General features: G+C 64.1%; 22 protein-coding genes and 1 tRNA gene. 13 read left to right on the forward strand and 10 right to left on the reverse strand.

The genetic code is table 11. The annotated features are described in order from the left end of the window. The first annotated feature begins 109 nt into the window (after positions 1-109). Both AC3D25_RS05820 and AC3D25_RS05825 read left to right on the forward strand, forming a co-directional pair. Complete coding sequence (locus tag AC3D25_RS05820) at positions 110-2,002, forward strand: bifunctional sugar phosphate isomerase/epimerase/4-hydroxyphenylpyruvate dioxygenase family protein (RefSeq protein WP_488889613.1); 1,893 nt, start codon at positions 110-112, stop codon at positions 2,000-2,002. 129 nt (positions 2,003-2,131) lie between these two features. Further along, positions 2,132-2,296, forward strand: a complete 165-nt coding sequence (locus AC3D25_RS05825; protein WP_488887503.1) for a hypothetical protein — start codon at positions 2,132-2,134, stop codon at positions 2,294-2,296. Positions 2,297-2,384: 88 nt separating this feature from the next. Here the strand turns inward: AC3D25_RS05825 and AC3D25_RS05830 are convergent, their stop codons facing one another. From AC3D25_RS05830 to AC3D25_RS05845, 4 genes are all read right to left on the reverse strand, one after another. After that, positions 2,385-2,693 carry a hypothetical protein gene (locus AC3D25_RS05830; protein ID WP_488887504.1) on the reverse strand — a complete coding sequence of 103 codons (309 nt, stop codon included), beginning with the start codon at positions 2,691-2,693 and terminating at the stop codon, positions 2,385-2,387. 76 nt (positions 2,694-2,769) lie between these two features. After that, the gene (locus AC3D25_RS05835) at positions 2,770-3,519 is read right to left on the reverse strand and encodes a hypothetical protein (protein ID WP_488887505.1); all 750 of its coding nucleotides are present in this window, start codon (positions 3,517-3,519) and stop codon (positions 2,770-2,772) included. A 10-nt stretch (positions 3,520-3,529) separates the two neighbouring features. Further along, positions 3,530-4,420, reverse strand: coding sequence for a type VI immunity family protein (locus AC3D25_RS05840; RefSeq protein ID WP_488887506.1), 891 nt, complete (start codon positions 4,418-4,420; stop codon positions 3,530-3,532). A gap of 42 nt (positions 4,421-4,462) precedes the next feature. After that, positions 4,463-5,440: a DUF4150 domain-containing protein gene (locus AC3D25_RS05845; protein ID WP_488887507.1), complete on the reverse strand. Its 978-nt coding sequence runs from the start codon at positions 5,438-5,440 to the stop codon at positions 4,463-4,465. Positions 5,441-5,703: 263 nt separating this feature from the next. On the opposite strand from AC3D25_RS05845, the gene AC3D25_RS05850 reads away from it, so the two are divergent. From AC3D25_RS05850 to AC3D25_RS05860, 3 genes are all read left to right on the forward strand, one after another. Further along, positions 5,704-5,778 (forward strand) — tRNA-Arg (locus AC3D25_RS05850). An 81-nt stretch (positions 5,779-5,859) separates the two neighbouring features. Beyond that, on the forward strand, positions 5,860-6,663 hold the full coding sequence (locus AC3D25_RS05855) for a bestrophin-like domain (RefSeq protein WP_488887508.1): 804 nt from the start codon (positions 5,860-5,862) through the stop codon (positions 6,661-6,663). Between the two features lie 11 nt (positions 6,664-6,674). Beyond that, entirely contained in the window at positions 6,675-7,412 is a 738-nt protein-coding gene (locus AC3D25_RS05860; RefSeq protein WP_488887509.1) for a class I SAM-dependent DNA methyltransferase, read from the forward strand. Between the two features lie 22 nt (positions 7,413-7,434). On the opposite strand, the gene AC3D25_RS05865 is transcribed toward AC3D25_RS05860, so the two are convergent. Beyond that, complete coding sequence (locus tag AC3D25_RS05865; RefSeq protein WP_488887510.1) at positions 7,435-7,617, reverse strand: rubredoxin; 183 nt, start codon at positions 7,615-7,617, stop codon at positions 7,435-7,437. Positions 7,618-7,881: 264 nt separating this feature from the next. On the opposite strand from AC3D25_RS05865, the gene AC3D25_RS05870 reads away from it, so the two are divergent. The 3 genes from AC3D25_RS05870 (at position 7,882) to AC3D25_RS05880 (ending at position 12,712) form a co-directional block, all read left to right on the forward strand. Beyond that, complete coding sequence (locus AC3D25_RS05870) at positions 7,882-8,286, forward strand: DUF4399 domain-containing protein (RefSeq protein ID WP_488887511.1); 405 nt, start codon at positions 7,882-7,884, stop codon at positions 8,284-8,286. A 161-nt stretch (positions 8,287-8,447) separates the two neighbouring features. Further along, positions 8,448-10,385, forward strand: coding sequence for an ATP-binding cassette domain-containing protein (locus AC3D25_RS05875; protein ID WP_488887512.1), 1,938 nt, complete (start codon positions 8,448-8,450; stop codon positions 10,383-10,385). Positions 10,386-10,705: 320 nt separating this feature from the next. Beyond that, positions 10,706-12,712, forward strand: a complete 2,007-nt coding sequence (locus AC3D25_RS05880) for a DNA topoisomerase IV subunit B (protein WP_488887513.1) — start codon at positions 10,706-10,708, stop codon at positions 12,710-12,712. Positions 12,713-13,245: 533 nt separating this feature from the next. Here AC3D25_RS05880 and AC3D25_RS05885 read toward each other — a convergent pair. After that, on the reverse strand, positions 13,246-13,599 hold the full coding sequence (locus AC3D25_RS05885) for a hypothetical protein (protein ID WP_488887514.1): 354 nt from the start codon (positions 13,597-13,599) through the stop codon (positions 13,246-13,248). On the opposite strand from AC3D25_RS05885, the gene parC reads away from it, so the two are divergent. Together parC and AC3D25_RS05895 are read left to right on the forward strand one after the other, a co-directional pair. Then, entirely contained in the window at positions 13,573-15,885 is a 2,313-nt protein-coding gene (gene parC, locus AC3D25_RS05890; protein ID WP_488887515.1) for a DNA topoisomerase IV subunit A, read from the forward strand. The genes AC3D25_RS05885 and parC overlap by 27 nt on opposite strands. Before the next feature lie 149 nt (positions 15,886-16,034). Continuing rightward, entirely contained in the window at positions 16,035-16,493 is a 459-nt protein-coding gene (locus AC3D25_RS05895) for a CopD family protein (RefSeq protein WP_488887516.1), read from the forward strand. Between the two features lie 12 nt (positions 16,494-16,505). On the opposite strand, the gene AC3D25_RS05900 is transcribed toward AC3D25_RS05895, so the two are convergent. Beyond that, on the reverse strand, positions 16,506-17,474 hold the full coding sequence (locus AC3D25_RS05900; RefSeq protein ID WP_488887517.1) for a LysR family transcriptional regulator: 969 nt from the start codon (positions 17,472-17,474) through the stop codon (positions 16,506-16,508). A gap of 136 nt (positions 17,475-17,610) precedes the next feature. Between AC3D25_RS05900 and AC3D25_RS05905 the strand changes: the two genes are divergently transcribed. The 3 genes from AC3D25_RS05905 to AC3D25_RS05915 are packed head-to-tail and all read left to right on the forward strand — an operon-like array spanning position 17,611 to position 21,231. Beyond that, on the forward strand, positions 17,611-18,921 hold the full coding sequence (locus AC3D25_RS05905) for an MFS transporter (RefSeq protein ID WP_488887518.1): 1,311 nt from the start codon (positions 17,611-17,613) through the stop codon (positions 18,919-18,921). A gap of 32 nt (positions 18,922-18,953) precedes the next feature. Next, positions 18,954-20,198 carry a Zn-dependent hydrolase gene (locus tag AC3D25_RS05910; RefSeq protein WP_488887519.1) on the forward strand — a complete coding sequence of 415 codons (1,245 nt, stop codon included), beginning with the start codon at positions 18,954-18,956 and terminating at the stop codon, positions 20,196-20,198. Positions 20,199-20,208: 10 nt separating this feature from the next. Beyond that, positions 20,209-21,231, forward strand: coding sequence for a histone deacetylase family protein (locus AC3D25_RS05915; protein ID WP_488887520.1), 1,023 nt, complete (start codon positions 20,209-20,211; stop codon positions 21,229-21,231). Between the two features lie 17 nt (positions 21,232-21,248). Here the strand turns inward: AC3D25_RS05915 and AC3D25_RS05920 are convergent, their stop codons facing one another. From AC3D25_RS05920 to AC3D25_RS05930, 3 genes are all read right to left on the reverse strand, one after another. Further along, positions 21,249-23,642, reverse strand: a complete 2,394-nt coding sequence (locus AC3D25_RS05920) for a bifunctional diguanylate cyclase/phosphodiesterase (RefSeq protein ID WP_488887521.1) — start codon at positions 23,640-23,642, stop codon at positions 21,249-21,251. Between the two features lie 331 nt (positions 23,643-23,973). After that, positions 23,974-24,873 carry a PhzF family phenazine biosynthesis protein gene (locus AC3D25_RS05925; protein ID WP_488887522.1) on the reverse strand — a complete coding sequence of 300 codons (900 nt, stop codon included), beginning with the start codon at positions 24,871-24,873 and terminating at the stop codon, positions 23,974-23,976. A gap of 74 nt (positions 24,874-24,947) precedes the next feature. Continuing rightward, positions 24,948-25,412 (reverse strand): RidA family protein, encoded by a 465-nt coding sequence (locus tag AC3D25_RS05930; RefSeq protein ID WP_488887523.1) that lies wholly within the window; start codon positions 25,410-25,412, stop codon positions 24,948-24,950. Between the last annotated feature and the right edge of the window lie 70 nt (positions 25,413-25,482).

A 25,482-nucleotide genomic window follows, 5' to 3' on the forward strand; every position in this document is an offset into this window, starting at 1 on the left:
TGCGGCTTTTGTAAAGCTGGCGGATCGCGGACGGCGTAGACTGAGCCGTGGTCGAGGCTCGTGCAGGCACCTTTTTCACAGCACTTGGGAGGCAGCGATGCTGCGTTCAATCCGAACTTCCATCGCGACGGTTTCAATCAGCGGCACGCTGGTCGAAAAGCTGAACGCGATCCGCGCCGCGGGTTTCGACGGCGTGGAAATCTTCGAAAACGATCTGCTTTACTTCGACGGCACGCCCGCCGACGTCCGCCGCATGGCTGCCGACCTGGGCCTCGAAATTTTCCTGTTCCAGCCGTTTCGCGACTTCGAGGGCGTGAGCGCCGAGCGGCTCGCGCGCAACCTGGACCGCGCGAAACGCAAGTTCGACCTGATGCACGAGCTCGGTACGAACCGCATGCTGGCGTGCAGCAACGTATCGCCGGAAACCATCGCCGACGACGCGCTGATTACCGATCAACTCGGCCAGCTCGCGCTCGCGGCGAAGGAAGCGGGCGTGATCGTCGGGTACGAGGCGCTTGCGTGGGGACGTCATGTGAATTCGTACAAGCACGCGTGGCGGCTCGTGGATGCAGTGAACCATCCGAACCTCGGTCTCGTGCTCGACAGCTTTCACACGTTGTCCATCAAAGATTCGGTCGATGAAATCGCATCGATTCCCGGTGACCGTATCGCGTTCGTGCAGATTGCCGACGCGCCCGTGCTCGCGATGGACGTGCTCGAATGGAGCCGCCATTACCGGTGTTTTCCGGGGCAGGGCGCGCTCGACGTCGCGGGCTTCACGGCGCGGGTGATCGAAAGTGGCTATGACGGCCCGCTTTCGCTCGAAATTTTCAACGACGGTTTCCGTGCCGCGCCGACCGCCGTGACCGCCGCCGACGGGCATCGGTCGCTGCGCTTTCTCGAAGAGGAAACGCGCGGCGTGCTGGCCGCGAAGGCGCCGGACATCTTGTTCGAGCCGCCCGCGACGCCGGAACATATCGGTTTCCAGTTCCTTGAATTCGCCGTGGACGACGCCGCCCGCGCGCAGGTCGCCGCGTGGCTCGGCAAGTTCGGATTCCGCCTCGCGGGCCGGCATCGCTCGAAGGACGTCACGCTGTATCGGCACGGCGCGGCGTCGATCGTGCTGAACGCCGAGGCCGATTCGTTCGCGAACGCGTTCTTCCAGCAGCACGGCTTGTCGCTGTGCGCGTCGGCGTTTCGCGTCGATAACGCGAAGCTGGCGTTCGAACGTGCTGCCGCGTTCGGCTACACGCCGTTTTCCGGCCGCGTCGGCCCGAACGAGCGCGTGTTGCCGGGCGTGCAGGCGCCGGACGGCAGCCTCGAATATTTCGTCGATGAAGCGCCCGGTGCGCCCACGCTTTACGAAGCGGATTTCGTGCTGACCGATATCGACGGCCCTTACGAGGTCGGCCCGCTGACCGCGATCGACCACGTTTGCCTGTCGCTGCCCGCCGACGCGCTCGACACCTGGGTGCTGTTTTTCCGCACCGCGTTCGGCTTTCTGCCCGAGGCGAGCGTGCTCGTGCCGGACCCGTACGGCCTCGTTCGCAGCCGCGCGGTCAGGAGCCGCGACGGCTCGGTGCGGATCGCGCTCAACGCGTCGATCGACCGTCACACGGCGGTGGTCGAATCGCTCGCGACGTATCGCGGATCGGGCCTGAATCACGTTGCGTTCAGCACGCCGGATATCTTCGCCGCGATCCCGCGGCTCGTTGCCGATGGCGTTCGTTTCCTGCGCATTCCGCGCAACTATTACGACGACCTTGCGGCGCGCTATTCGTTGCCCGACGAGCAGATCGACGCGATGCTCGAACACAACATTCTCTACGACCGCGACGAGCGAGGCGGTGAGTTCTTCCATGCGTACACGGAGCAGCTCGACCAGCGCTTCTTCCTGGAGGTGATCGAGCGGCGCGGCGGCTACGACGGCTACGGCGCGTCGAACGCGGCGGTGCGGCTCGCGGCGCACGCGCAGATGTTGAAGGCGCGCGGGGCGGCTTAAAGGGGTGGCTTAAAGGGGTGGCTTAAGGCGTGGCATGAGGCGTGGCATGAGGCGAATCGCGCTGCGGACAGGCTGGCTGTGACCTATGATTAATCATGGCCGCAGTCGCAATCTGCAGCGGAGGGCGCCATGGACGACTTCACCAATATCCTCACCGGGCTCGCGGGCCTCGCGGCCGTCGCGATCGTGCTGCTCGCCACCGACTGGCGCGACACGCATCGCGAGCGGATGCTGATGCGCCACGACGCGCATCACGGTTTGCGCGAGTGGTGGGTGCATCATCATCGGCACTGAGCGGGCCGGGGCGTAGAACGACACGAAGGGCTGTTTCCGGCGTTTGCCGGAGCGGCCCTTTTTCCTATCGGCGGGGGATCGGTCGCGTTTAACCGGGCGGCGCTTTCACCGCTTCGGGCGGCGGCGCGGCGGCGTTGCGCAAAGGCACGCGATGCTGCGCCTCGAACGCATCGATCTGGCAGTACAGGCGGTGAACCGTCTGGATCTGCGTATGGGACAAGTGCGAATCGCGGGCGATCAGCGCAAGCCGCTCGCGCCAGTAAGACGGCGGCAACAGCGGCCCGCCGAAATCGCATGAGAGAGACCGGCGCAGCACCAGTTCCAGGTGCGCCAGATCCTGATCCGCAAGCAGCGCCGAGAAGGCGCCGCGAGGCTTGGTATCGAAGAAAGGGTCCATCAATGACTTACGGTCGTTCGTGCCTTTTCTTGATGAGTAGTTTCCCGCAGTTATCGTTTGCGGATGAATTGGTTATTCATGGCTCGACGGTGAATGCAGCCACAAGCATGCGCGCGGTATCGTCGCGGGCCAGCATGTTGATGACCGTGTCCCACGCGTCGTAGGACGCATCGAAATAGGCGCAGTGCATTTCCAGCGTGTGCGGATCGAGTTCGTAGAGATCGGTCGCCGTCACGACACAGTCCTCGGGCGGCGTCAGGTCGTCGCCATAGCCGCCGTTCGCCACATCCACCCAGTTCGCGAGCGCGTCCGACCAGTACCCGATCTCCTGCGCCGTGGCCGGCCGCGTCAACCCGAGACGCAATGTGACCGCGCCCGCCGCATGCACGTTCGGCGTGATCGCGCAAGGAAACGGCACGTCGTCGCGCCGCGCGGGATACGGCGCGGCGCGCAGTTCGTTTGCCGTGTAACGCAGTGGCTTGTTGCGCGATTCGCCTGCGGCTGTGATCGTGATGCGGCCGAGCGGCACGGCCCATGTCGCGCGGGCGATCAGCAGGTTCGCGAGGATGCGCCACGCGCCGGGTGCGATTCCGCGATCGGCGGCGCGCAGCGTGTAGGCGCGCGTGGTGGCGTCGATGGGTTCGATCGAGAGCGCGTTGTCGTGCGCCGATGTGTCGCCGAAGCCGCCGAGCCTGAGCACCGTCGCGAACGATTCGAGCGCGGTATCCCACACGTCGATCCAGCGCGGATCTGCCTCGCCGGCGTGCAATTCCACCCGCACGTGCGATGCGTGTTCGGGCAGATGCACTTCCAGCAGCGTGGTCATGGACGGGTTTTTAAGCAAAGCGGTTGATCCATTCGACCGATTCGTCGTCCTCGAAGCCGGGGAACGCCAGATCGTCATCGGTGACGACGGGCCGCACGGCCTCGAAGATGCGCTGATAGACGCCGATGTCCTCGCGGCGATTTCGATCGCCGAGGATCGGCGCGTCGCCCGCCTGAATCACGAGTCCGTGCCGGCGCTCGTGGACGTAGGCTTCGGCCGGCAGCGCTTGCTTGAGCGCATCGACGCCGCCCAGTTCCGCGACGAATGCCGCGTCCAGGAACGTCAGCCAGCCGACGCCCTTGATCGCGTGGCCGAGGAACTCACCGCTCGCCGCGAAATCGCGATAATCCACGCAGCGGTAGCGCTTGCACCACGCGCCGATTTGAGCGTCGCGGTCGTCGTCGAATTCGCCTTCGTCGTATTGCACGCCATAACCCGCCTGACCCGAACGGAACGGCACACGGTCGGCGAGTTCGAGCGCGAACGCGATGAAACCGGCCGGATCGTTTTCCATGAACGCGCGCGGCAAGCTCACCGAGAAGAAACCGGCGACATCCGGAATCAGCGGCGGCTCGACGCCGAACATGAATCCCCACGGTTCGACGAGATCGCCGTTCGCGCCGGACGTCAGGTCCAGTTCATATTCCGCGCGCCGTTTCGCGCCCGGCTTGAACCACGTCGACAGATACTCGTGGACGGCGGGCGTGACCGCGCGCGGCCGCTTCATCGTCTCGGTCCGATACCAGCGCACGTGCGGATCGAGGTGAACGCGCGCGCTTGCGTAGGCGTCGGCGAGGCCTTCGGCTTGATCGAGTTGCGTCAGGTAGAACGTGATTTCCGCCGCGACGAGCGCTTTCTGGCCTTCGTCGTCGTGGTAGGTGAGGGGTTCGGGCTTCGTCATGGCATGCGTTTCCGGTGAGGTGAAATCCTGCCTCGGGCGCCGCTATTTTCCGCAGGCGCACTTCTTGGAATCGACGACCTTCGGCTTGCCGTCCTTGTCGATTTTCCGGTAATTGCGCTTCTGCGACGCGGAAAGCTTGTCTTTGCCGCTTTTCCATTTGAATTTGGCGTCGAAAACCTGAAACTCCTCGCCGCGCGGGATCACCAGATCGGGCCGCACGATGGACTCCGCGCCGCCCGAGCGCGCGAGCGCCCGGCTCATGCGGCCGGCTGCGGCCATCGTGACCGAGCCGCCGTCGGTGAGCGGCGGATTCTCGGCGATCCCCGACACGAAGTTGAAGAGCCGCGACCCGGCGTCGCCCAGTTTCGTCGCCATCTGGGTGAAGAGTGAACCGGTGAGCATCGGCGTCGCGCCTCGCTCGATCAGGAAAGACTGCTCAGAGAGAAATTTACTCGAGCAATCGCCGCTGCGCTGCTTGAGTTGCTCCGCGAATTCCCTGCTGCAGCAGCCGCGGCCCTTGATCTCGCCCTTGTCGTACTTGCGCTGCGTCTCGCAAAACGCATCGCAGATTATTTTCGCCTCTTCCTCCGACACCCCCAGCGCTTTCGCGATGGCCTGAATCTCGCCGCCCAGATTCGCTGCGTTTTCGCTGTTGTGGAACATCTTGTCGGTGAGCCGGCAAGCGTTTCCGCCATCCATCTTGACGTCGAACGAGTACAGGATCCAGGTCGCTTCCTTCATGAAGGTGCTGGATTTCACACCGCCCGCGACCCCGGCGTTGTCGCCGTTGCTCAGGCTGAACTTCGAGCCCTTGCGCGCGGCCATCGCCTTGTCGCCCTTGACCGTCGTGGTACCGTCCGCGAGCGTTGCCGACTGCGCGATGTTGGGATAGGGCATCGGCACCGGGCCGCCCGGGCTGGGCGTCTTGCAGACATCGGGGATCGTCGCGGTGGAGATGCCGCTGCTCATCTTGTGAACCAGCGACGTCACCGTGCCGTTGACTTTAATCGTGACGGACATGGCGACGGCCGGGCATGGCGATGCCTCTTTGCTCAGGTTTTGACGGGTTCTGATCGAAGAACGAAAGCAGGCGGGAATTTTTGAGCGGCGGCGCGCGCGATGGCGGCGCTTTGGTGCGCTTTGGGGCGCGTTGGCGGCCAGTGCGTTTGATATACTCTGCGCTCGCTGGCGGTCTGGCCGCCCGGCGAACGCGCACGGCGCTTCGTTTAGGAAGAAGCGGTTTTCACCGCCGTGACGCGCAAATCAGCCTCGCCACTATCCGTCTCCCCGTAGTTCAATGGATAGAACAAGTGCCTCCTAAGCGCTAGATGCAGGTTCGATTCCTGCCGGGGGGACCACGTCCCGCAGCACCTTCCGCCAAAAACCCCTGACTTTCCGTGATAATGCTGCGACACCCGCTCGCACATTGATCCACGCCGATGTCAGAGATCGAAACCGCTGTCTTCGTGTTCGTCCTGATGCTTGCCAGCACCGCGCTCGGCGCGATCGTCCGGCCGTTGCTGCCCGAGGAACACAAGGCGCGCGAAACGGTGCAACTGGTGCAGCTCGTGGTCGGCATGCTGGTCACGTTCGCCGCGCTCGTGCTCGGCCTCCTGACGGCGTCGGCCAAAGCCACCTTCGACACCACCAACAACGACATCCGCAGCTACGCGAGCGCGCTGATCCAGCTCGACCAGTCGTTGCGCGAATTCGGGCCGCCCGCCGACAACGCGCGCCGGATGCTGCGCGCCTACACAGGCGCGGCGATCGCGAGCACGTGGCCCGGCGAGCCGCCGCCTGCCGGCGATTTCTATCCGCGCAAGATTACTCAACAACAGCCGAACGGCAATCTCGATAGCCGCGCGCTCGGTCAGTTGCTCGAACGCGCCCAGCTCGAAGTGCGCCGCTTCGACTCGACCGACACATTTCATCAGAAGCTCGCGCAGGATATCGTCGCGCGCTTCGAAAGTTTGGTCGCGCTGCGCTGGAAACTGGTGGAGGAAGCGCACGGCTCGATTGCGTATCCGTTCGACCGGATTCTTGTCTTCTGGCTGCTCATCATTTTTCTGTCCTTCGGGCTGATCGCGCCGCGCAACGCGCTGTCGCTCGTCACGATCACGCTTGGCGCCGTGTCGATTGCGACCGCCGTGCTGGTGATCGTCGATCTCGACACGCCGTTCAGCGGCCCCATCCAGATCGCGAGCGCGCCGATGCGCGACGCGCTCGGTTATCTGCTTCGCTAGCCAACGCTCCTATGTCTTCCACGCTTTACACCGATCCGCGCCTCGTCGCCCTGTACGACGCGCTCAACCCTGAAGGGCCCGATACGGCGTTCTACCGGGCGCTGGCGGCCAGGACGGGCGCGCGTTCGCGCATCGTGGATCTCGGATGCGGGACGGGACTTCTGACTTGTGCGCTGGCGGCGGACGGGCATCACGTGATCGGCATCGATCCGTCGCGCGACATGCTGCGGATCGCCCGCAAGCGCGACCATGGCGACGACGTGCAGTGGATCGAAGGCGATGCCACGGCGCTCGCCGTGCTGCCGCCGGCCGATCTGCTGCTGATGACGGGACACGTCGCGCAGATTTTCCTCGATGACGCCGCGTTCCTCGCGACGCTCGCCGCCGCGCGCCATGCGTTGCGCGGCGGCGGCCGGCTCGCGTTCGAAAGCCGCGATCCGGCGGCGCAAGCGTGGGAAGACTGGACGCGCGACCGCTCGCGCCGGCTGATTCGCGATGCGGACGGGCAATCGGTGGAAGTCTGGCAGGAACGGCTTTTCGGGCCGACCGACGATGGCCGCGTCGCGTTCGACACGCATTACCGCTTCGAATCGACGGGCGAGCGCGTCAGCGCCGAAAGCGAATTGCGCTTTCGCAGTCAGCCGGAACTCGCGGCGCTTTTGGTGCGCGCGGGTTTCGGCGAACTTCAGTGGCATGACGGCTGGGACGATGTCAGCCCGGGACGCGAGCTGATCGTCGTGGCGGGTTAATGCACCTGAAGCGCTGAGATTTTCAGAATTCGACGGCGACGAAATCGGCCTTGCCCACATCGCACAACGGGCAGCGCCAGTCGTCGGGGATGGCGGCGAAACGGGTGCCCGGCGCAATGCCTTCTTCCGGCAGGCCGTCTTCTTCGTTATAGATCCAGCCGCAAATCAGACAGACCCAGCTTTTGTATTCGAGAACTTCACTCACGACAGACTCTTCGTTGCGTTTTAGATAACAGGTAAGAATGACCCGGAATCGTAATTCGGATCAAGGGTGAATCTTCTATTTTACCGGAAACCGGTAAGGCGGCTCGGTGACTCGGAACCGTCCTATGGCATGCCGCGTCGGCCATTGGCCCCGGTGTATGCTTCGCGCTGAAGCGTTCTAATTAGATGAATGCTTTCGGACGGCCGGAACGCGTGGTCAGTGGGCGTATCCGCGAGACGGGCGTCGTCTTCCAAGGAGAAAAAAATGTTGAAGAAATGGTTGACGGGAGCGGTGCTGACGGCGTCTTTCGTCGCAGCGACGGGCGTGCAGGCGCAAAGCGCGCGGGTGTTTTTCGAGGAACCGAAGGACGGCGCGACGGTATCGAGCCCGGTGCACATGAAGTTCGGTGTCGAGGGCATGGAGGTCGCGCCGGCGGGGAGCACGTCGCCGACCAAGGGTCACCACCACGTGTTGATCGACGCGGGGCCGATGCAACGGGGTCTTGTGATTCCCGCCAACGATAAATCCCTGCACTACGGCAAGGGCCAGACGGAGGCGGACGTGACGCTGCCGCCGGGCGATCACACGTTGACGCTCCAGTTCGGCGACGGCTCGCACCGTTCGTTCGGACCGGAAATGAGCCAGACGATCACCGTTCACGTCAAATAAAGTTTGCAGTGCGGTCCACGTCGATTTTCGACGGGCGTGGGCCGCGCCACGCCTATCGAGCGCGTTCCGCGCTTTGTCCAAACGTCATAGGCCGCGAGCCGCCGCGCGCAAGACCGGTACAATGGCCGCTTCCAGTTTCCGCACTTTTCCGGCCGCCTTCCATGTCGCTTTATTCCATTTCGAACGCGCAACTCGCGTTCGGCCACGTTGCGTTGCTCGATCACGCCGATTTCTCGCTCGAAGCGGGTGAACGCGTCGGATTGATCGGGCGCAACGGCGCGGGCAAGTCGTCGCTGCTCAAGATCGTCGCCGGTTTGACCCGGCCGGACGACGGGCTCGTCACGCGCCAGAACGAACTCAGCACGGTCTACGTGCCGCAGGAACCCGAATTCGATCTCGACGCCACGGTGTTCGAGGTCGTGGCGTCGGGCCTGACGCACGCGCGCGATCTGCTCGACCAGTACGACGCGGTTGCGCACGAACTCGCCGATGCACCGGAGGGCGCAACGCACGACGACCTGCTCACGCGCATGAACACGCTTCAGTCGGCGCTCGATCATAGCGACGCATGGAACTGGCGGACCCGGGTCGCGACGACGTTGCAGCAGATCGGCCTGAACGGCGAGGCGCGCGCGGGATCGCTCTCGGGCGGCATGCAAAAGCGCGTTGCGCTCGCGCGCGCGCTCGTCGTGCAGCCGGACGTGCTGCTGCTCGACGAACCGACCAACCACCTCGACTTCGACGGTATTCGCTGGCTCGAAGACCTGCTGGTCACGCTGCGCACCGGCCTACTGTTTATCACCCACGACCGGGCATTTCTGGATCGCGTGGCGACGCGGATCGTCGAGCTGGATCGCGGGCGGCTGCTGTCGTACCCGGGCAACTACAGCGCCTACCAGACGCGCAAGGCGCAGCAGCTTGAGATCGAACAGGTCGAGGCGGCCAAGTTCGACAAACTGCTGGCGCAGGAAGAAGTGTGGATTCGCAAGGGCGTGGAGGCGCGGCGCACGCGCAGTGTCGGTCGGATCGCGCGGCTCGTGGAAATGCGCAACGAACGCGCGGAACGCCGTAACGTGCAGGGCAACGTGAAGCTCGATGTCGGGCAGGGCGAGAAGTCGGGCAAGATCGTGTCCGAGCTCACCGACGTGACGAAGCGCTACGGCAACCGCACCATCGTCGATAACTTCACGGCCACCGTGATGCGCGGCGACAAGATCGGTTTTGTCGGCCCGAACGGCGCGGGCAAGACCACGCTCCTGAAGATCATCCTTGGCGAACTCAAGCCCGACGAAGGCGCGGTGCGCACGGGCACGAACATCCAGGTCGCGTATTTCGACCAGATGCGCGCGCAACTCGATCTCGACAAAACCCTGGCCGACACCATCAGTCCGGGCAGCGAATGGGTCGAAGTGAACGGCGTGAAGAAGCACGTGATGAGCTACCTCGGCGACTTCCTGTTCGCGCCGGAACGCGCCCGCTCGCCCGTGCGCTCGCTGTCCGGCGGCGAACGCAACCGCTTGCTGCTCGCGCGCCTGTTCGCGCGGCCCGCAAACGTGCTTGTGCTCGACGAGCCGACCAACGACCTCGACATCCCGACGCTCGAACTGCTCGAAGAACTGCTGACCGAGTACGACGGCACCGTGCTGCTCGTGAGCCACGACCGCGCGTTCCTCGATAACGTGGTGACGTCGGTGTTCGCGTCGGAAGGCGAGGGCAAGTGGCGCGAGTACGTGGGCGGATTCAGCGACTGGCAGATCCAGCGCGCTCGCGCCGAGCAACTCGCGCAGGATGCCGCGCGCCAGGTCGCGAAAGAAGCGGCGCCGAAGGGCGACGCGGGGAAGGACAGCGCGACCGGCCGCAACGCGCAGCGCACGGTGAAACTGTCATTCAAGGAACAGCGCGAACTCGACGCGCTGCCGGATACCATCGCGAAGCTCGAAGCGGAGCAGGCGGCGATCGCGGCGAAACTCGCGGACGGTTCGGTGTACGCGAAAGACCCGGCCGAAGGGATGCAACTGAGCCAGCGCCACGCGTCGATCGACGAGGAACTGCTCGTCGCGCTCGAACGCTGGGAGTCGCTCGACGCGAAGCGCAAGTAACTGCGTTGCCACAAGCACGCGCGCGGTTGCCGCGGGCCGGGCGCGTGCCGGCTGTCTCGAAAAAAACGCGCGCAGTCATTGCCGCTTATATCGAAAACAGTAAAATACGTCGCGTTTCAGGCGTGCAAGGGCGGCATTCGTACCGGTCGTAACCGGTGAGGCCAAAGGAACCCGGCACGCCGCTTTACAGAATATTGGATATCTCCGAGGCCTCCTCCGGCAGCTTGCCGGCGGCCCGCTCTGTTCACGCAATTCGCCGGCTGTCCGGCCGTTTTCGGCGTTTTTGCCCCAAGCGACGGACACCGGTCCAACGTTCAGTCATGTCCACGAAAAAACCCAGCGCTGCCGACAGCAGCAAGAACGGCGGATACAGCGAAGCATCCATCAAGGTGCTGAAGGGCCTTGAGCCGGTCAAGCAACGGCCCGGCATGTACACGCGTACTGAAAATCCGCTGCACATCATTCAGGAAGTCATCGACAACGCCTCCGACGAGGCCCTCGGCGGCTACGGCAAACAGATCACGGTCACGCTGCACGCCGACCATTCGGTCTCCGTCGAAGACGACGGGCGCGGCATTCCGTTCGGCATGCATCCGGAAGAAGGCGTGCCGGTCGTTGAGATCGTCTTCACGCGCCTGCACGCGGGCGGCAAATTCGACAAGGCCGCCGGCGGCGCCTACACGTTCTCGGGCGGCCTGCACGGCGTCGGCGTGTCGGTCACGAACGCGTTGTCCACGCGCCTCGACGTGACCGTCTGGCGCGACGGCAAAGTGGCCGACCTCGGCTTCTCGAACGGCGACGTCGTCAAGGCGCTCGAAACGCGCCCGGCCAATCGCGGCGAAAAGAAATCGGGCACGCGCGTCACAGCGTGGGCCAACCCCAAATATTTCGATTCCCCGAACCTGCCGCTCGGCGAACTGCAACGCCTGCTGCGCTCGAAAGCCGTGCTGCTGCCAGGCGTCGAAGTCGTGCTCGTCAATGAGAAAACCGGTGAGCGCCAGACTTGGAAATACGAGGACGGCCTGCGCGGCTATTTGCTCGAAGGCATGGGCGGCAGCGACCTGCTGATCCCGCTTTTCGAGGGCGAACGCTTTGCCGAAAGCTCGCGATCGAATGAAGACACGTTCGCCGAGGGCGAGGGCGCGTCGTGGGTGGTCGCGTGGAGCGAGGAGGGTCCGCTTCTGCGCGAATCCTACGTGAACCTGATTCCGACGCCCGCGGGCGGCACGCACGAATCCGGCTTGCGCGACGGCCTGTTCCAGGCGGTCAAGAGTTTCGTCGAATTGCACAACCTGCAGCCGAAGGGCGTCAAATTGCTTGCGGAAGACGTGTTCGCGCGGGTGTCGTTCGTGTTGTCGGCGAAGGTGCTCGACCCGCAGTTTCAAGGGCAGATCAAGGAACGGCTGAATAGCCGCGACGCGGTGAAGCTGGTGTCGTCGTTCACGCGCCCGGCGCTCGAACTGTGGCTCAACCAGCACGTCGAGTATGGCAAGAAGCTCGCGGAACTCGTGATCCGTCAGGCGCAGGCGCGCACGCGCGCGGGCCAGAAAGTGGAGAAGCGCAAGAGTTCGGGCGTCGCCGTGTTGCCGGGCAAGCTGACCGATTGCGAATCCACCGATATCTCGCGTAACGAACTGTTCCTGGTCGAGGGCGATTCGGCGGGCGGTTCGGCCAAGATGGGCCGCGACAAGGAATTCCAGGCCATTCTGCCGCTGCGCGGCAAGGTGCTGAACACCTGGGAAACCGAGCGCGACCGGCTGTTCGCGAACAACGAGGTGCACGATATCGCGGTGGCGATCGGCGTCGATCCGCACGGTCCCGACGACAAGATCGACCTCTCGAATCTGCGTTACGGCAAGATCTGCATTTTGTCGGATGCGGACGTCGACGGCGCGCACATTCAGGTCTTGCTGCTCACGCTGTTCTTCAAGCATTTCCCGCAATTGATCGAGCGCGGGCACGTGTGCGTCGCGCGGCCGCCGCTTTTCCGTGTCGATGCCCCGGCGCGCGGCAAGAAGCCGGCGCAGAAGCTTTATGCGCTGGACGAAGGCGAACTCGTCGCGATTCTCGACAAGCTGAAGAAGGACGGCGTGCGGGATACGCAGTGGACTATCAGCCGGTTCAAGGGCCTCGGCGAGATGAGCGCTGAACAGCTTTGGGACACGACGATGAATCCGGATACTCGGCGACTTTTGCCTGTCGAGCTTGGCGCGCTCGGGTTCGATCTCACGGTTTCGCGGATGACGATGCTCATGGGGAAGGGGGAGGCCGCTTCGCGGAGGAGTTGGTTGGAGGAGAAGGGGAACGAGGTGGAAGCGGACATTTGACGCTTTCGCGGGGGTGGACGGGTGCACCGTTTGCCTCGCTTGCGCCTTCTGGGAACCTGCTTTTCGCGTCGGTTTATCAGCACGCCCCTGCGTGGACGGTTTGGTTTGCTGGCGCCCTTTGTTTTGGTTTCTTGGGCGCTTCTTGGAAACTTGCTTTCGTGTAGGTCTATTAGCTCGCCGCTGTGCGCGGCAGCAGTCACTTTCTTTGGCTAGCTGCAAAGAAAGTAACCAAAGAAAGCAGCTTATCCATCTAAGTGTCCACCACTGTGCGTTTCCGGGAGTGGTGCGATAGAACAGCCGTGACATCGCACCACGAAACAGAGTGGAGCCGCTCATTCATCCCCGCAGGCACAAAGTGCCTGCCGGAACGGCATAACCGAACAAAGCAAACCAAACCAACCAAGGGTTTTTCGATATGCCCGTCGTCCGCGCGCAGCGAGGATGGAACTGACGGGCGCTGTGCCAATACGAACGAATGCGAGTTAGCCGAGTCAGCCTGCGCGCCTATCCGCAACGTTATTCGAGGTGGACACTTAGGCGGATAAGCTGCTTTCTTTGCTTACTTTCTTTGCAGCAGCAAAGAAAGTGAGTCCCGCCCCGGACAGGGGCATCGCTAATGGACCGAGAAGCAAGCAGGTTTCCAGAAAGCGCGAGCTAACAGAAGCAAAGGCGCGCAGCAAAACGAACAAGCGCCGGCAAAACGAACAAGCGGCGGCAAAACGAACAAGCGCCAGCAAAACGAACAAGCGCCAGCAAAACAACCAAGCGCCGGCAAAACGAACAAGCGCAAGCAAAACAACCAAGCGCAAGCAAAAACAGCACCCCCGGGCGCCAGCAAAACCCCAACCCACGGAATCTCGATGGACGATCTCTTCACGGACGAACAAGCCGTTCCGGACGGCGAAAAACTAACCCTCGGCGACTACGCCGAACGCGCCTATCTGGACTACGCGGTGAGCGTCGTCAAAGGCCGCGCACTGCCCGACGTCTGCGACGGACAAAAACCCGTGCAGCGCCGCATTCTCTTCGCGATGAACGAGATGGGCCTCGCGAACACGGCGAAGCCGGTGAAGTCGGCGCGGGTGGTCGGCGATGTGCTGGGTAAATATCATCCGCACGGCGACCAATCGGCCTACGATGCGCTCGTGCGTCTCGCGCAAAGCTTTTCGATGCGCTATCCGCTCATCGACGGGCAAGGCAATTTCGGCTCGCGCGACGGCGACGGCGCGGCGGCCATGCGGTACACGGAAGCGCGCCTGACGCCCATCGCGAAGCTGCTGATGGACGAGATCGACATGGGCACCGTCGATTTCATGCCGAACTACGACGGCTCGTTCGAAGAGCCGAAGCTGCTGCCCGCGCGCCTGCCGTTCCTGTTGCTCAACGGCGCATCGGGCATCGCGGTCGGCCTCGCGACGGAAATTCCTTCGCACAATCTGCGCGAAGTCGCGGGCGCGGCGGTTGCGCTGATCCGCGATCCGAAAATGGATCACGCGGCGCTGATGGACCGCATTCCCGGCCCGGACTTTCCCGGCGGCGGCCAGATCATTTCGTCGGCGGCGGAAATCGCGGCGGCGTATGAAACGGGACGCGGCAGCCTCAAAGTGCGGGCGCGCTGGAAGATCGAGGAACTGGCGCGCGGCCAGTGGCAACTCGTCATCACCGAATTGCCGCCGAACGCGTCGGGTCAGAAGGTGCTCGAGGAAATCGAGGAACTGACCAACCCGAAGATCAAGCTCGGCAAGAAAACGCTCACGCCCGACCAGTTGCAGACCAAGCAAACCTTGCTCGCGCTGCTCGACACGGTGCGCGACGAATCCGGCAAGGACGCGCCGGTGCGGCTCGTCTTCGAACCGAAATCGAGCCGCACGGACCAGACCGAGTTCGTGCATTCGCTGCTCGCGCACACGAGCCTTGAGTCGAACGCGGCGATCAACCTCGTGATGATCGGCGCGGATGGCCGGCCGCGCCAGAAGGGGATCGGCGAGATTTTGCGCGAGTGGGTCGGCTTCCGTTTCACGACCGTCACGCGGCGCACGCAGCATCGGCTCGGCAAGGTGAACGACCGCATCCATATTCTCGAAGGACGGATGATCGTCTTCCTGAATATCGACGAGGTGATTCGCATTATTCGCGAAGCCGAGGAGCCGAAGGCGGCGCTGATCGAACGGTTCAAACTTTCCGACCGTCAGGCCGAGGACATTCTCGAAATCCGGCTGCGTCAGCTGGCGCGGATGGAAGCCATCAAGATCGAGCAGGAACTGACTGAATTGCGCGACGAGAAAGCCAAACTCGAAGAACTGTTGAACAGCGACGCGGCGATGAAGCGTCTGCTCATCAAGGAAATCGAAGGCGACGCGAAGCAGTACGGCGACGAGCGCCGCACGCTGATCCAGCCGGAAAAGCGCGCGACGTTCGAGGCGCGTGTCGTGGACGAACCGGTGACGGTGGTCGTGTCGCAGAAGGGCTGGGTGCGCGCGCTGAAGGGCCACGGGCTGGAGCAGGCGAGCTTCCAGTTCAAAGCGGGCGACGGTTTGTACGCGGCATTCCAGGCGCGCACGCCCGACATGCTGATCGCGTGGGGCAGCAAGGGGCGCGTGTATTCGGTGCCGGTCGCGGCGCTCCCGGGCGGGCGCGGCGACGGCGTGCCGGTCACGTCGCTGATCGAACTCGAATCGGGCACGCACTTGCTGCACTACTTCGCGGCGTCGACGGAGCAGCCGCTGTTGCTTGCATCCACCAACGGTTTTGGCTTCACCGCCAAACTCGGCGACATGGTGAGTCGCGTGAAGGCGGGCAAATCGTTCATGACCATCGACGAAGGCGCGGCGCCGCTCACGCCGATGCCGGTCGTGCCGAACGCGACACACATCGCGTGTCTGTCGAGCGGCGGGCGTCTGCTCGTGTTCGGCATGGACGAGATGAAGACGCTGTCGGGCGGCGGTCGTGGCGTCACGCTGATGGCGCTCGATCCGAAGGAGACGCTGGTTCAGGCGGTCGCCATCGATTCGCGTGGGCTGTTGCTGATCGGCGCGCAGCGGGGCGGCAAGATCCGCGAGGACAAGCTGGCCGGCGCAGCGCTGGAAGCGCATATCGCGAAACGTGCGCGCCGTGGCCGCGCGCCCGATTCGACGCTCAAGGTGAGCGCGTTGCGGCCGGTGTTCGAAGGCTAGAAAGGCAGTGCACGCGAGACGCGCCCCGGATCTTCTGAGAAGGTCCGGGGCGCGTCTTTATCCGAACTCAGGAACTGGCCCGCGCCCGGCGGGTCGAACGCCGGACCTGCGAGACTCGCATTACGTTTGCCGAAACCCCAAGGATCCTCATGAATAAAGCCATCGAACTGGCGCTCTTTCTGCATCTTCTCGCCGTGGCCGTCTGGATCGGCGGGATGGTCTTCGCGCACTTCTGCCTGCGCCCGGCGCTCGCCGATCTCTCGCCGCAACTGCGCCTGCCGCTCTGGGAATCCGTGTTCGCGCGGTTCTTCAACTGGGTCGCGGGCTCGGTGCTCGTCATTCTCATCAGCGGCGGTTTCCTGCTGATGCAATTCGGCGGCGGTCATGCGGCGTGGCCGCTTCACGCGATGGCGGGCCTCGGCATCGTGATGATGCTGATCTTCGGCCACATCCGCTACGGCGTATTTCCGCGCATTCGACGCGCCGTGCAGGCGCAGAACTGGCCGGACGGCGCGCGGGCGGTCGGCACGGTGCGCCGTCTCGTGGTGATCAACCTCGTGCTCGGCGTCGTCACGATCGGCACGGCGGTGTTGTCGCGCGGGTTCTGAGGCGGGAGCGCCTTACCGCGCGGCGAGCCGCTCCGGCAGCGCGTAACGCTGCATCGTGCGCGCCATGCCGTCGAGAAACGCCTGCTCCGCCGCATTCATCTTGCGCGCGGGGTGCCAGAGCAGGTGAATATCGACATCGGCGAGTCCTTCTTCCGGCGGCAATCGCCATAGACGCTGCTGCGCCAGGTCGTCGCGCACGATGTGCTCCGGCAGGCAGCCGATCCCATACCCCGCGAAAATCAGCCGCCGCACTTCGTCGAGGCTCGGCGACGACGCAACGATCCGCCCCGTGAAGCCACGCTGATCGCGAAACACTGTCAGCGGCGAGAGGCTATCGCCGATCTGGTCGCTCGTGAACGAAACGAAATTCTCCGCGAGCAGGTCGTCCATCGTGAGCGCATGGCGCCCGAAGAGGCGATGATGCCGCCCGCAAAAAATCGCGTAACGCTGCCGCAGGAAGCAGCGTTTCTCCAGCTTGTCGACGGGACTTCTGCACAGTCCCAGCCCGAGCGCCGCCGTCTTCTGCAGCAACGACGAAATAATGTCCGATGAACGCATGATCTCGATCTGCAGGTCGATGCGCGGATACGTCCGGTGGAATTCCGCGAGAAATTCGTCGTAGACGGCGGAGTCGATCCGGCTCACGGTCAGAAGGCGGATCGATCCGGTGATGTCGTCGGCGCGGTCGTCTAGCTCGGTTTCCAGCCGCGACATGTGCCCGTAAATATCGCTCGCGATGCGATACACCTCATCGCCGGCGCGCGTCGGCTCGAAATGCGGACCGCGCCGCTGGATCAGCGTGCGCCCGAGCGTGTCCTCCAGCCGCTTGAGCGCCTGACTCACCGCCGGCTGCGTCAGATGCAGCCGGACGGCAGCGCGGCTCACGCTGCGCTCCTGCATGATGACGAGAAACGTGCGCAGCAGATTCCAGTCGAGCCGGTCGTTCAGAAAGCGCGCGACATCGGCGCGAAGCTGAGTCATGGTGATTTTCGTCCAAGGTATTAGCCAAATTTATATCCAAGATAATAATCCGAAATTTGACTAATGTTTTCTGGATGGCGATAAACGCTTCAAGCGCGGCATCGACCGCGAATACCAGCGAAAACAGGAGCCATCAGTGAGTTCGATTCCAACGACGACCCGCCAGCCCGTCCGCGCCGCGGCGGCGGCTTTCATCGGCACGATGATCGAGTGGTACGACTTTTATATCTACGCGACGGCGGCCGCGCTGGTGTTCGGCGAGCTGTATTTCCCCTCGCACGATCCGTTCGTGAGCACGATGGCCTCGTTCGCGACCTTCGCGGTCGGCTTCTTCGCGCGGCCGTTCGGCGGGCTGATCTTCGGGCATCTCGGCGACAAGATCGGCCGCAAAAAAGCGCTGATGACCACGCTGATGATGATGGGCGTCGCAACCGTCTGTGTTGGCGTGTTGCCGAGTTTTGCGAGCGTCGGCGTGCTGGCGCCGGTACTGCTCGTGCTGCTGCGCGTCGTGCAGGGCGTGGCGGTCGGCGGCGAGTGGGGCGGCGCGGTGCTGATGGCCGGCGAACACGCGCCGGAAGGACGCCGCACGTTCTTCGCTTCGTTCGCGCAGCTTGGCAGTCCGGCGGGGCTGATTCTTTCGCTGATCGCGTTTCGCGCCGTGACCTCGATGGATCACGCCGACTTCATTTCCTGGGGCTGGCGTCTGCCGTTCCTCGCGAGCGCGGTGCTGCTCGCGGTGGGGATCTTTATCCGGATCGGCGTGAACGAGTCGCCGGAATTCGAGCGCGAAAAGCAGAACAAGCGCACGGTCGAATTGCCGGTGGCCGAAGTGTTCCGCACCTCGGGCGCGCTCGTCGCGCTCTGTATCGGCGCGAACACGATCGGTATCGCGGGCGTCTATTTCACCAACACCTTCATGATTTCGTACACGACGCAGTACGTGGGCGTGACGAAATCGCTGATTCTCGACTGCCTGTTCGCGGTGGCGATCATCCAGTTCCTCGCGCAGCCGCTCGCCGCGTATATCGCTGAAAAAATCGGCGGCGCGCGCTTTCTCAAGCTCGCCGCGCTGTGCGCGATGGTGTCGCCATATCCGATGTTCATCCTGGTCCAGAGCGGCAACATCGTCTCGATGGTGATCGGCATTGCGTTGGCCGTCGTGTGCATGGCGAGCTTCTATTCGGTCATCGCGGGCTTCGTGTCCGGCGTGTTCCCGACGCACGTGCGCTACTCGGCCATCTCGCTGTCGTATCAGGTCTGCGGCGCGATCGCGGGCGGTTTGACGCCGCTCGTCGGCACGTATCTCGCGCATCGTTTCGTCGGGCAATGGTGGCCGCTCGCCGTGTTTTACACGTGTCTCGCGGGGTTGTCGTTCGTGTGTATCGTCGCGCTCGACGCGCTGAAGGCACGCCGCGCCGATGCACCCGAAGCGCTCGCCGCGCGCTGATGAACACACGCACTTCAAGAGGAACTGGACTCATGCTGAAAGCAAACGGCGCGCGCCTGTGGGCGAGCCTGATGGAGATGGCGAAAATCGGCGCGACGGAAAAAGGCGGCGTGCGCCGTCTCGCGCTCACCGACGAAGACCGGCGCGGCCGCGAGTTGTTCGCGCGCTGGTGCCGGGAAGCAGGCATGACGGTCTCGGCCGATGAAGTCGGCAACCTGTTCGCGCGGCGCGCGGGCGCAGATGCGAACGCGAAAGCCGTGGTGATCGGCAGCCATCTGGATACGCAACCCGAAGGCGGCCGATTCGACGGCGTGTACGGCGTGCTTGCCGCGCTCGAAGTCGTGCGCGCGCTGAACGACGCGAACGTCGTGACGGAGAAGCCGATCGAGATCGTCTCGTGGACCAACGAGGAAGGCGCGCGCTTCACGCCGGCGATGCTCGGTTCGGCGGTGTTCGTCGGCGCGACGCCGCTGGAACACGCGCTCGCCACGCGCGATGCGGACGGCGTGACGCTCGCCGCTGCGCTCGACGAATGCACCGCCGAACGCACGCGCCGCGCGGATATCGCGAATGTGGATTCGTATTTCGAGGCGCACATCGAGCAAGGGCCGATTCTGGAAAGCCACGGCACGCCGATCGGCGTGGTGACGGGCGGGCAGGCGATCCGCTGGCTCGACGTGACGGTGTCGGGCGTCGCGGCGCATGCGGGCACGACGCCGATGCCGTATCGGCGCGACGCGTTTTTCGCCTGTGCCGAGATGGCGCTGCAACTCGAAGCGGTCGCCGCGCGTTTCGCGCCGCTCGGGCTCGTTACGATCGGCCAGGTCGCGATTCCGAACTCGTCGCGCAATACGATTGCGGGCAGCGTGTCGTTCACGGTGGATCTGCGCCATCCCGACGACGCGAAAATCGACGCGATGGAGCGCGACGTTCGCGATGCGTTCGCGCGCGTCGCGAACGGACGCGGACTCGGCGTCGAAGTCGCCTCTTACTGGACCAGCCCCGCGACGCCGTTCGACGCCGATTGCGTGACGCTCGTGGAGGAAGCGGCGGGTGCGCTGGGTTATCGATACGAGCGCATCGTGAGCGGCGCGGGCCACGACGCGATTCATCTCGCGCGCCACGTCCCGACGGCGATGGTGTTCATCCCGTGCGTGGACGGTCTCTCGCACAACGAAGCCGAAGACGCGCTGCCGGACGACGTGGAATCCGGCGCGAACGTATTGATCAACGCGGTGCTGGCGCGCGCGGTCGCACGCACGCCCGCCGAAGCCTGAGAAAAACGCCATGCAGACTTTCTTTCATCCCGACCAACTGAAACACCATCCGCGCAGCTATCTCTCGCGCGGCCAGATGCGCACGCCGCAGGAGGTGCCGGAACGTGCGCTGCGGCTCGTCGAGGCGGTGAAGACGCTCGGCTATGAAGTGAGCGAACCGGCCGATCGGGGCGTCGCGCCGATCGCGGCCGTTCACGGCATGAACTATCTGCGCTTTCTCGAAGAGGCGCACGCCGACTGGAAAAAGATTCCGCAGGACTGGGGCGACGAAGTGATGTCGAACGTCTACGTGCGCGAGGGCAATCCGTTGCGCGGCGTGCTCGCGCAGGCGGCGCGCTATCTCGCGGACGGCAGTTGTCCGGTCGGGCAGGAGACGTATCGCTCGGCGTACTGGTCGGCGCAAAGCGCGCTGGCGGGCGCGGCGGCGATCAACGAAGGCGCGCGCGAGGCCTACGCGCTGTGCCGGCCGCCCGGCCATCACGCGCGGCGCGAGGCGGCGGGCGGATTCTGCTATCTGAATAACGCCGCGATCGCCGCTCAGGCGTTGCGCGCGAAGTACGGACGCGTCGCGATCCTCGATTCAGACATGCACCACGGCCAGGGCGTGCAGGAAATCTTCTATGGCCGCGACGACGTGCTCTACGTGTCCATCCACGGCGATCCGACCAACTTCTATCCGGTCGTGGCAGGTTACGAGGACGAGCGCGGCGAAGGCGAGGGCGACGGTTTCAACGTCAATCTGCCGATGCCGCACGGCTCGACGGAAGACGTGTTCTTCGAGCAACTCGACGCCGCGTTGCGCGTGGTCAATCGCTTCCAGCCGGACGCGCTCGTGCTCGCGCTGGGTTTCGACATCTACAAGGACGATCCGCAGTCGATGGTCGCGGTGACTACCGAGGGTTTCGGCCGGCTTGGCGGCGCAATCGGCGCGCTGAAATTGCCGACGCTCATCGTGCAGGAAGGCGGCTATCACATCGAGAGTCTCGACGCGAACGCGCGGGCATTCTTCGGCAATTTCGACGCCGCGCGCTAAGCCGCTTTCGGACGAAGTCAGCCCGCCGTGCTCGACGGTTCCCGGCGCAAGCGCGGCAGATCGGCGAGCGGGCGGCCGCACACGCCGAAGCGGTCGAGGAGCGCCTGCACGCCGTCGGCGGGCACCGGGCGCGAGAACAGGAAACCTTGCGCCTCGATCGGCCCGAGGCCGGAAAGCCACGCAATCTGCTCTTCGGTCTCGGTGCCTTCCACCACCACGGTCAGTCCGAGCGAGCGCGCCAGATTCACGATGGCCGACACCATCACGCACACGCTGCGGTCGTCGGGCACCGCCTGAATGAACGAGCGGTCCACCTTCAGCGTATCGACGGAAAAGCGGTTCAGATACGACAGCGACGAATAGCCGGTGCCGAAGTCGTCGAGCGCGATCCGCACGCCCAGACGTTTCAACGCGGCGATCTTGTCCTGCACGAGTTCGGGATATTCCATCATCACCGTTTCGGTGATCTCCAGTTCGAGCTTGTCCGCCGCGATCCCGCTCTCCACGATCGCGCGCTCGACCGTTTCCAGCAGGTCGCCGCGCCAGAACTGCACCGCCGAAATATTGACCGCCAGCGACAGCGCCGTGTAACCCTGCGCGCGCCACTGCGCAAGTTGCATACACGCGGTATGGATCACGAAATCGCCGATCGGCACGATCAGGCCCGTCGATTCCGCGACCGGAATAAATTCGTTGGCGGGAATCAGGCCGTGCTGCGGATGATTCCAGCGCACCAGCGCCTCGAAGCCGGTAACACAGCGGTGCGTCAGATCGATTTTCGGCTGATACGCGAGGAACAACTGGTTTTCGGTCAGCGCGACGCGTAGCTGCTGCTCCCACTTCATCAGGTGATCGGCGCGGTGCGAGAGATGCGGCGAATAGAACTGGTAGCAGTTCTTGCCCGAATCCTTCGCGCTGTACATCGCCAGATCCGCTTTCTTCAGCAAGTCGATCTCGCTCTCGTTCGAAACCGAAAAGAGCGCGATGCCGATGCTCGCGTGCAGCACGAACGCGCTGCCCCGCACGTCGAAGGGCGTCGCGAACATCGACGAAATGGCTTCCGCGAGCACGACCGCCTCGGTTTCCACGTCGTCGCCCTTGACGATCACCACGAACTCGTCGCCGCCGATGCGCGACAGCGTGCCGTTGTCGCCGACCGTTTCCGCGAGCCGCGACGCCGTCATTTGCAGCACGATATCGCCGGCGTTGTGGCCGAGCGTGTCGTTCACCGTCTTGAAGTTGTCGAGGTCGATGAAGAGCAGCGCCAGATGGCCGATGTTGTGCGGCTGCGTGACGTCGTGCCGCAACGCCTGCAAGGTCGAATACCGGTTGCGCAGGCCGGTGAGCAGATCGTATTCGACCAGATGCGTCATCTCGCGCTCGCGCCCGAGCAGCTTGCCGATCAGCCCGGTCGCCACCGCGAAGAAGCCGAGCATGGCGAGCGAGATAAAAATCGCCATCAGCAGATAAACATTGCGCGTGTGGTTGTAATCGACGAATTCCTCGCGCTGCGACAGGCCGACCAGCACGCCGAGCGGATAGCCGTCGAGATGCCGGTACGAGACGATGCGCGTCACGTGGTCGATCGGATCGACGTAGATGCCCGACGCGTGATCGGCGGTCGGATAGACGCCGCTCGCGGAGAAATCGGCGCGCGCTTTTTCGGCGGCGCTCTTGCCTTGTGGCGTGTCGGACGGCGCCGCTTCGCCCGACGCCCCCGCGCCCGTGTTGCGCGCAAGCACCGCGCCGTTGTCGGCCACCACCGCGATCACGCCCTCGTGCCCGATCGACGCGACGTTGTAGAAGTCGCTCGTGAAGTAGCTCGGGTCTTCCGAGACGACCACGACGCCCGCGAACGATCCGTCGGGATGATTGAGGCGGCGGGTGATTTGCAGTGTCCATACGCCCGACACGCGTCCGCGCACCGGCCGGCTGATATAGAGCAGGTCGTCGTTCGAGTGCGTATGGACCTTGAAGTGCTCGCGATCGGACAGGTCGATCGGCTTCGGATGCGGATCGGCGGTATTCGCGACCAGAATGCCGTGTTCGTCGATGAGCGAAACCTGCACGAGCGTGTCGCTCTGCACGACGCCTTTTTCAACCGTGCGGGCGAGATCGAAGTTGTCCGGCGTCTTCTCGAACTCGTACTTGACGAAGCGCGTGACCTGATCGACCTGATGAATCGCCTTGATCGTGTGCTGTTCCAGCGCGGACGAGAGGATCGCGGCGGAGGACATGGCCTCGTGCGTAGCCGCCTCGCGTTCGACCGAAAGCCGCGCGAAGATCACGGTCCACAAGAGCACGAGCACGAGCGCGCCGAGCGCGGGGATGGCGAGCAGCGCGCGGCGCCGGCGTGCGGGCGCATCGCCATGCCTGGCTTCGCGTGACACTCTGGGCCGTGTTCGGTTCATTTGCTTCGCTTCAGTCCATATATCACGCGGCGCTGCGGCACCGGATGTTCGACCATGCGTCTGATGGGGCTTCAGCCGCAATGGCTTCGGTTGCGGCGAACGGACGTGTCCAGAATCGCGCGGCTCGTTTGGACCGCTATGAACTGCATCGGCGCGGGGCGGTCGCGTTGTTCAACCGTTTAGCCCACTACTGCCGATGTGAAGCGAAGAGCACGGCATCGCGCAATCCGCCCCTTGATTGTTCAGATATTACTGAATGAGCCCGATTTAAGAAAGAGCGCCGCTTGGGGGTTAACGCGCGGCGCGGCAGTTGTGCGCCGCGCGCAACGTTTCAGGCGCACCGGAAATGACCCGCGACCACCGTGACCGAATGCCCGCCGATCCAGATTCGGCCTGAGTTTGCGCCCGGTGCTGCGTCCGATGGCGGATCGTCGTAAGCCACGCTGATTTGACCGTCGCTGCCGAGAACGGTGCCTTGACGCACGGTGTAGGACAAACCCGGACGCCGGTCCTGCGCCGTCAAAAGGCACGCGAGGGCGGCGTTCGCGCTGCCGGTCACGGGATCTTCACAGGTTTCCGCGCCATAGCAGATACAGCGCAATTCAAAGGTCGCGGGGCCATCGCCGTCGTGCGGACCGTAGACGGCGAGGCCCGCCGCGCCGGTTTCAGCGGTAAGCGCGGTCATCGCGGCGGGGTCGGGCGCGAGCGCGAGACACGCGTTCGCCGACCGCACGCGCGCAACCAGCCACGGCACGCCGTTGTTCACGACAGCCGGCGGCGCGCTGAAGTCGATGGCATCGTGGCCGAGTGCATCGGCGAGACGCTGTTGCGCGGGCGCATCGAGCGGAACGATTCGGGCGGGCGGCGCGGCGAACGCCCACGCGCCGTCTTCCTGACGTTCGAGCGCGACCAGTCCGACGCCGCACTGCTGCACCAGATGGCCGTCGCGCTTCGGCACATAACCGCTTTCGAGCAGCGCATGCGCCGCGCCGAGTGTCGGGTGGCCCGCGAACGGCAACTCGCTCGCCGTAGTGAAAATGCGCACGCGATAATCCGCGCCGGGCTCGGTCGGCCGCAGCAGGAACGCCGTCTCCGACAGATTCGTCCAGCGCGCGATGGCCTGCATCGTGTCGGTCGAGAGCGCGTCGGCGTCGAAGACGACGGCGAGCGGATTGCCTTTGAACGGCACCGAAGTGAATACGTCGACCTGCTTGAACGGGACCGTGCTCATGGCATGAACGTTTGAATTAAGAGCGAGCTAGCACGGCGAGGAATAATTCGCGCGAGCCGGACTAAGTTACCAAGTTAAGCCACTTCAGCGATCAACTCGATCTCGACACACGCGCCGAGCGGAATCTGCGCGACGCCGAACGCCGAACGGGCATGTTTGCCGCGTTCGCCGAACACCTCGGCAATCAGTTCCGACGCCCCGTTCGTCACCAGATGCTGCTCGGTGAAATCGGGCGTCGAATTGACGAGGCTCATCAGCTTGACGACGCGCTGCACGCGGTTCAGATCGCCGACGTGCGCGTGCAGCGTCGCGAGCAGATCGATAGCGATCGAGCGCGCCGCTGCCTTGCCTTCCTCGGTCGATAGCGTCGCGCCGAGCTTGCCCACGTGGACCTGGCCGTCCTTCTTCGCGATATGGCCCGACAGATAGACCGTATTGCCGCTCTGCGCGCTCATCACGTAGGCGGCGGCCGGTGCGCCGGCGGTCGGCAGGTCGATGCCGAGGGCTTTCAGCTTGTCGTACACATTCGATTCGCTCATCTGTTGCTCCTTAGTTTTGCGTTAAAAACGGGCCGTTGCCGCCGCGCAGTTCGAACACGGCGGGGCGGCA

It is taken from the genome of Caballeronia sp. SL1002, from assembly GCF_057814995.1.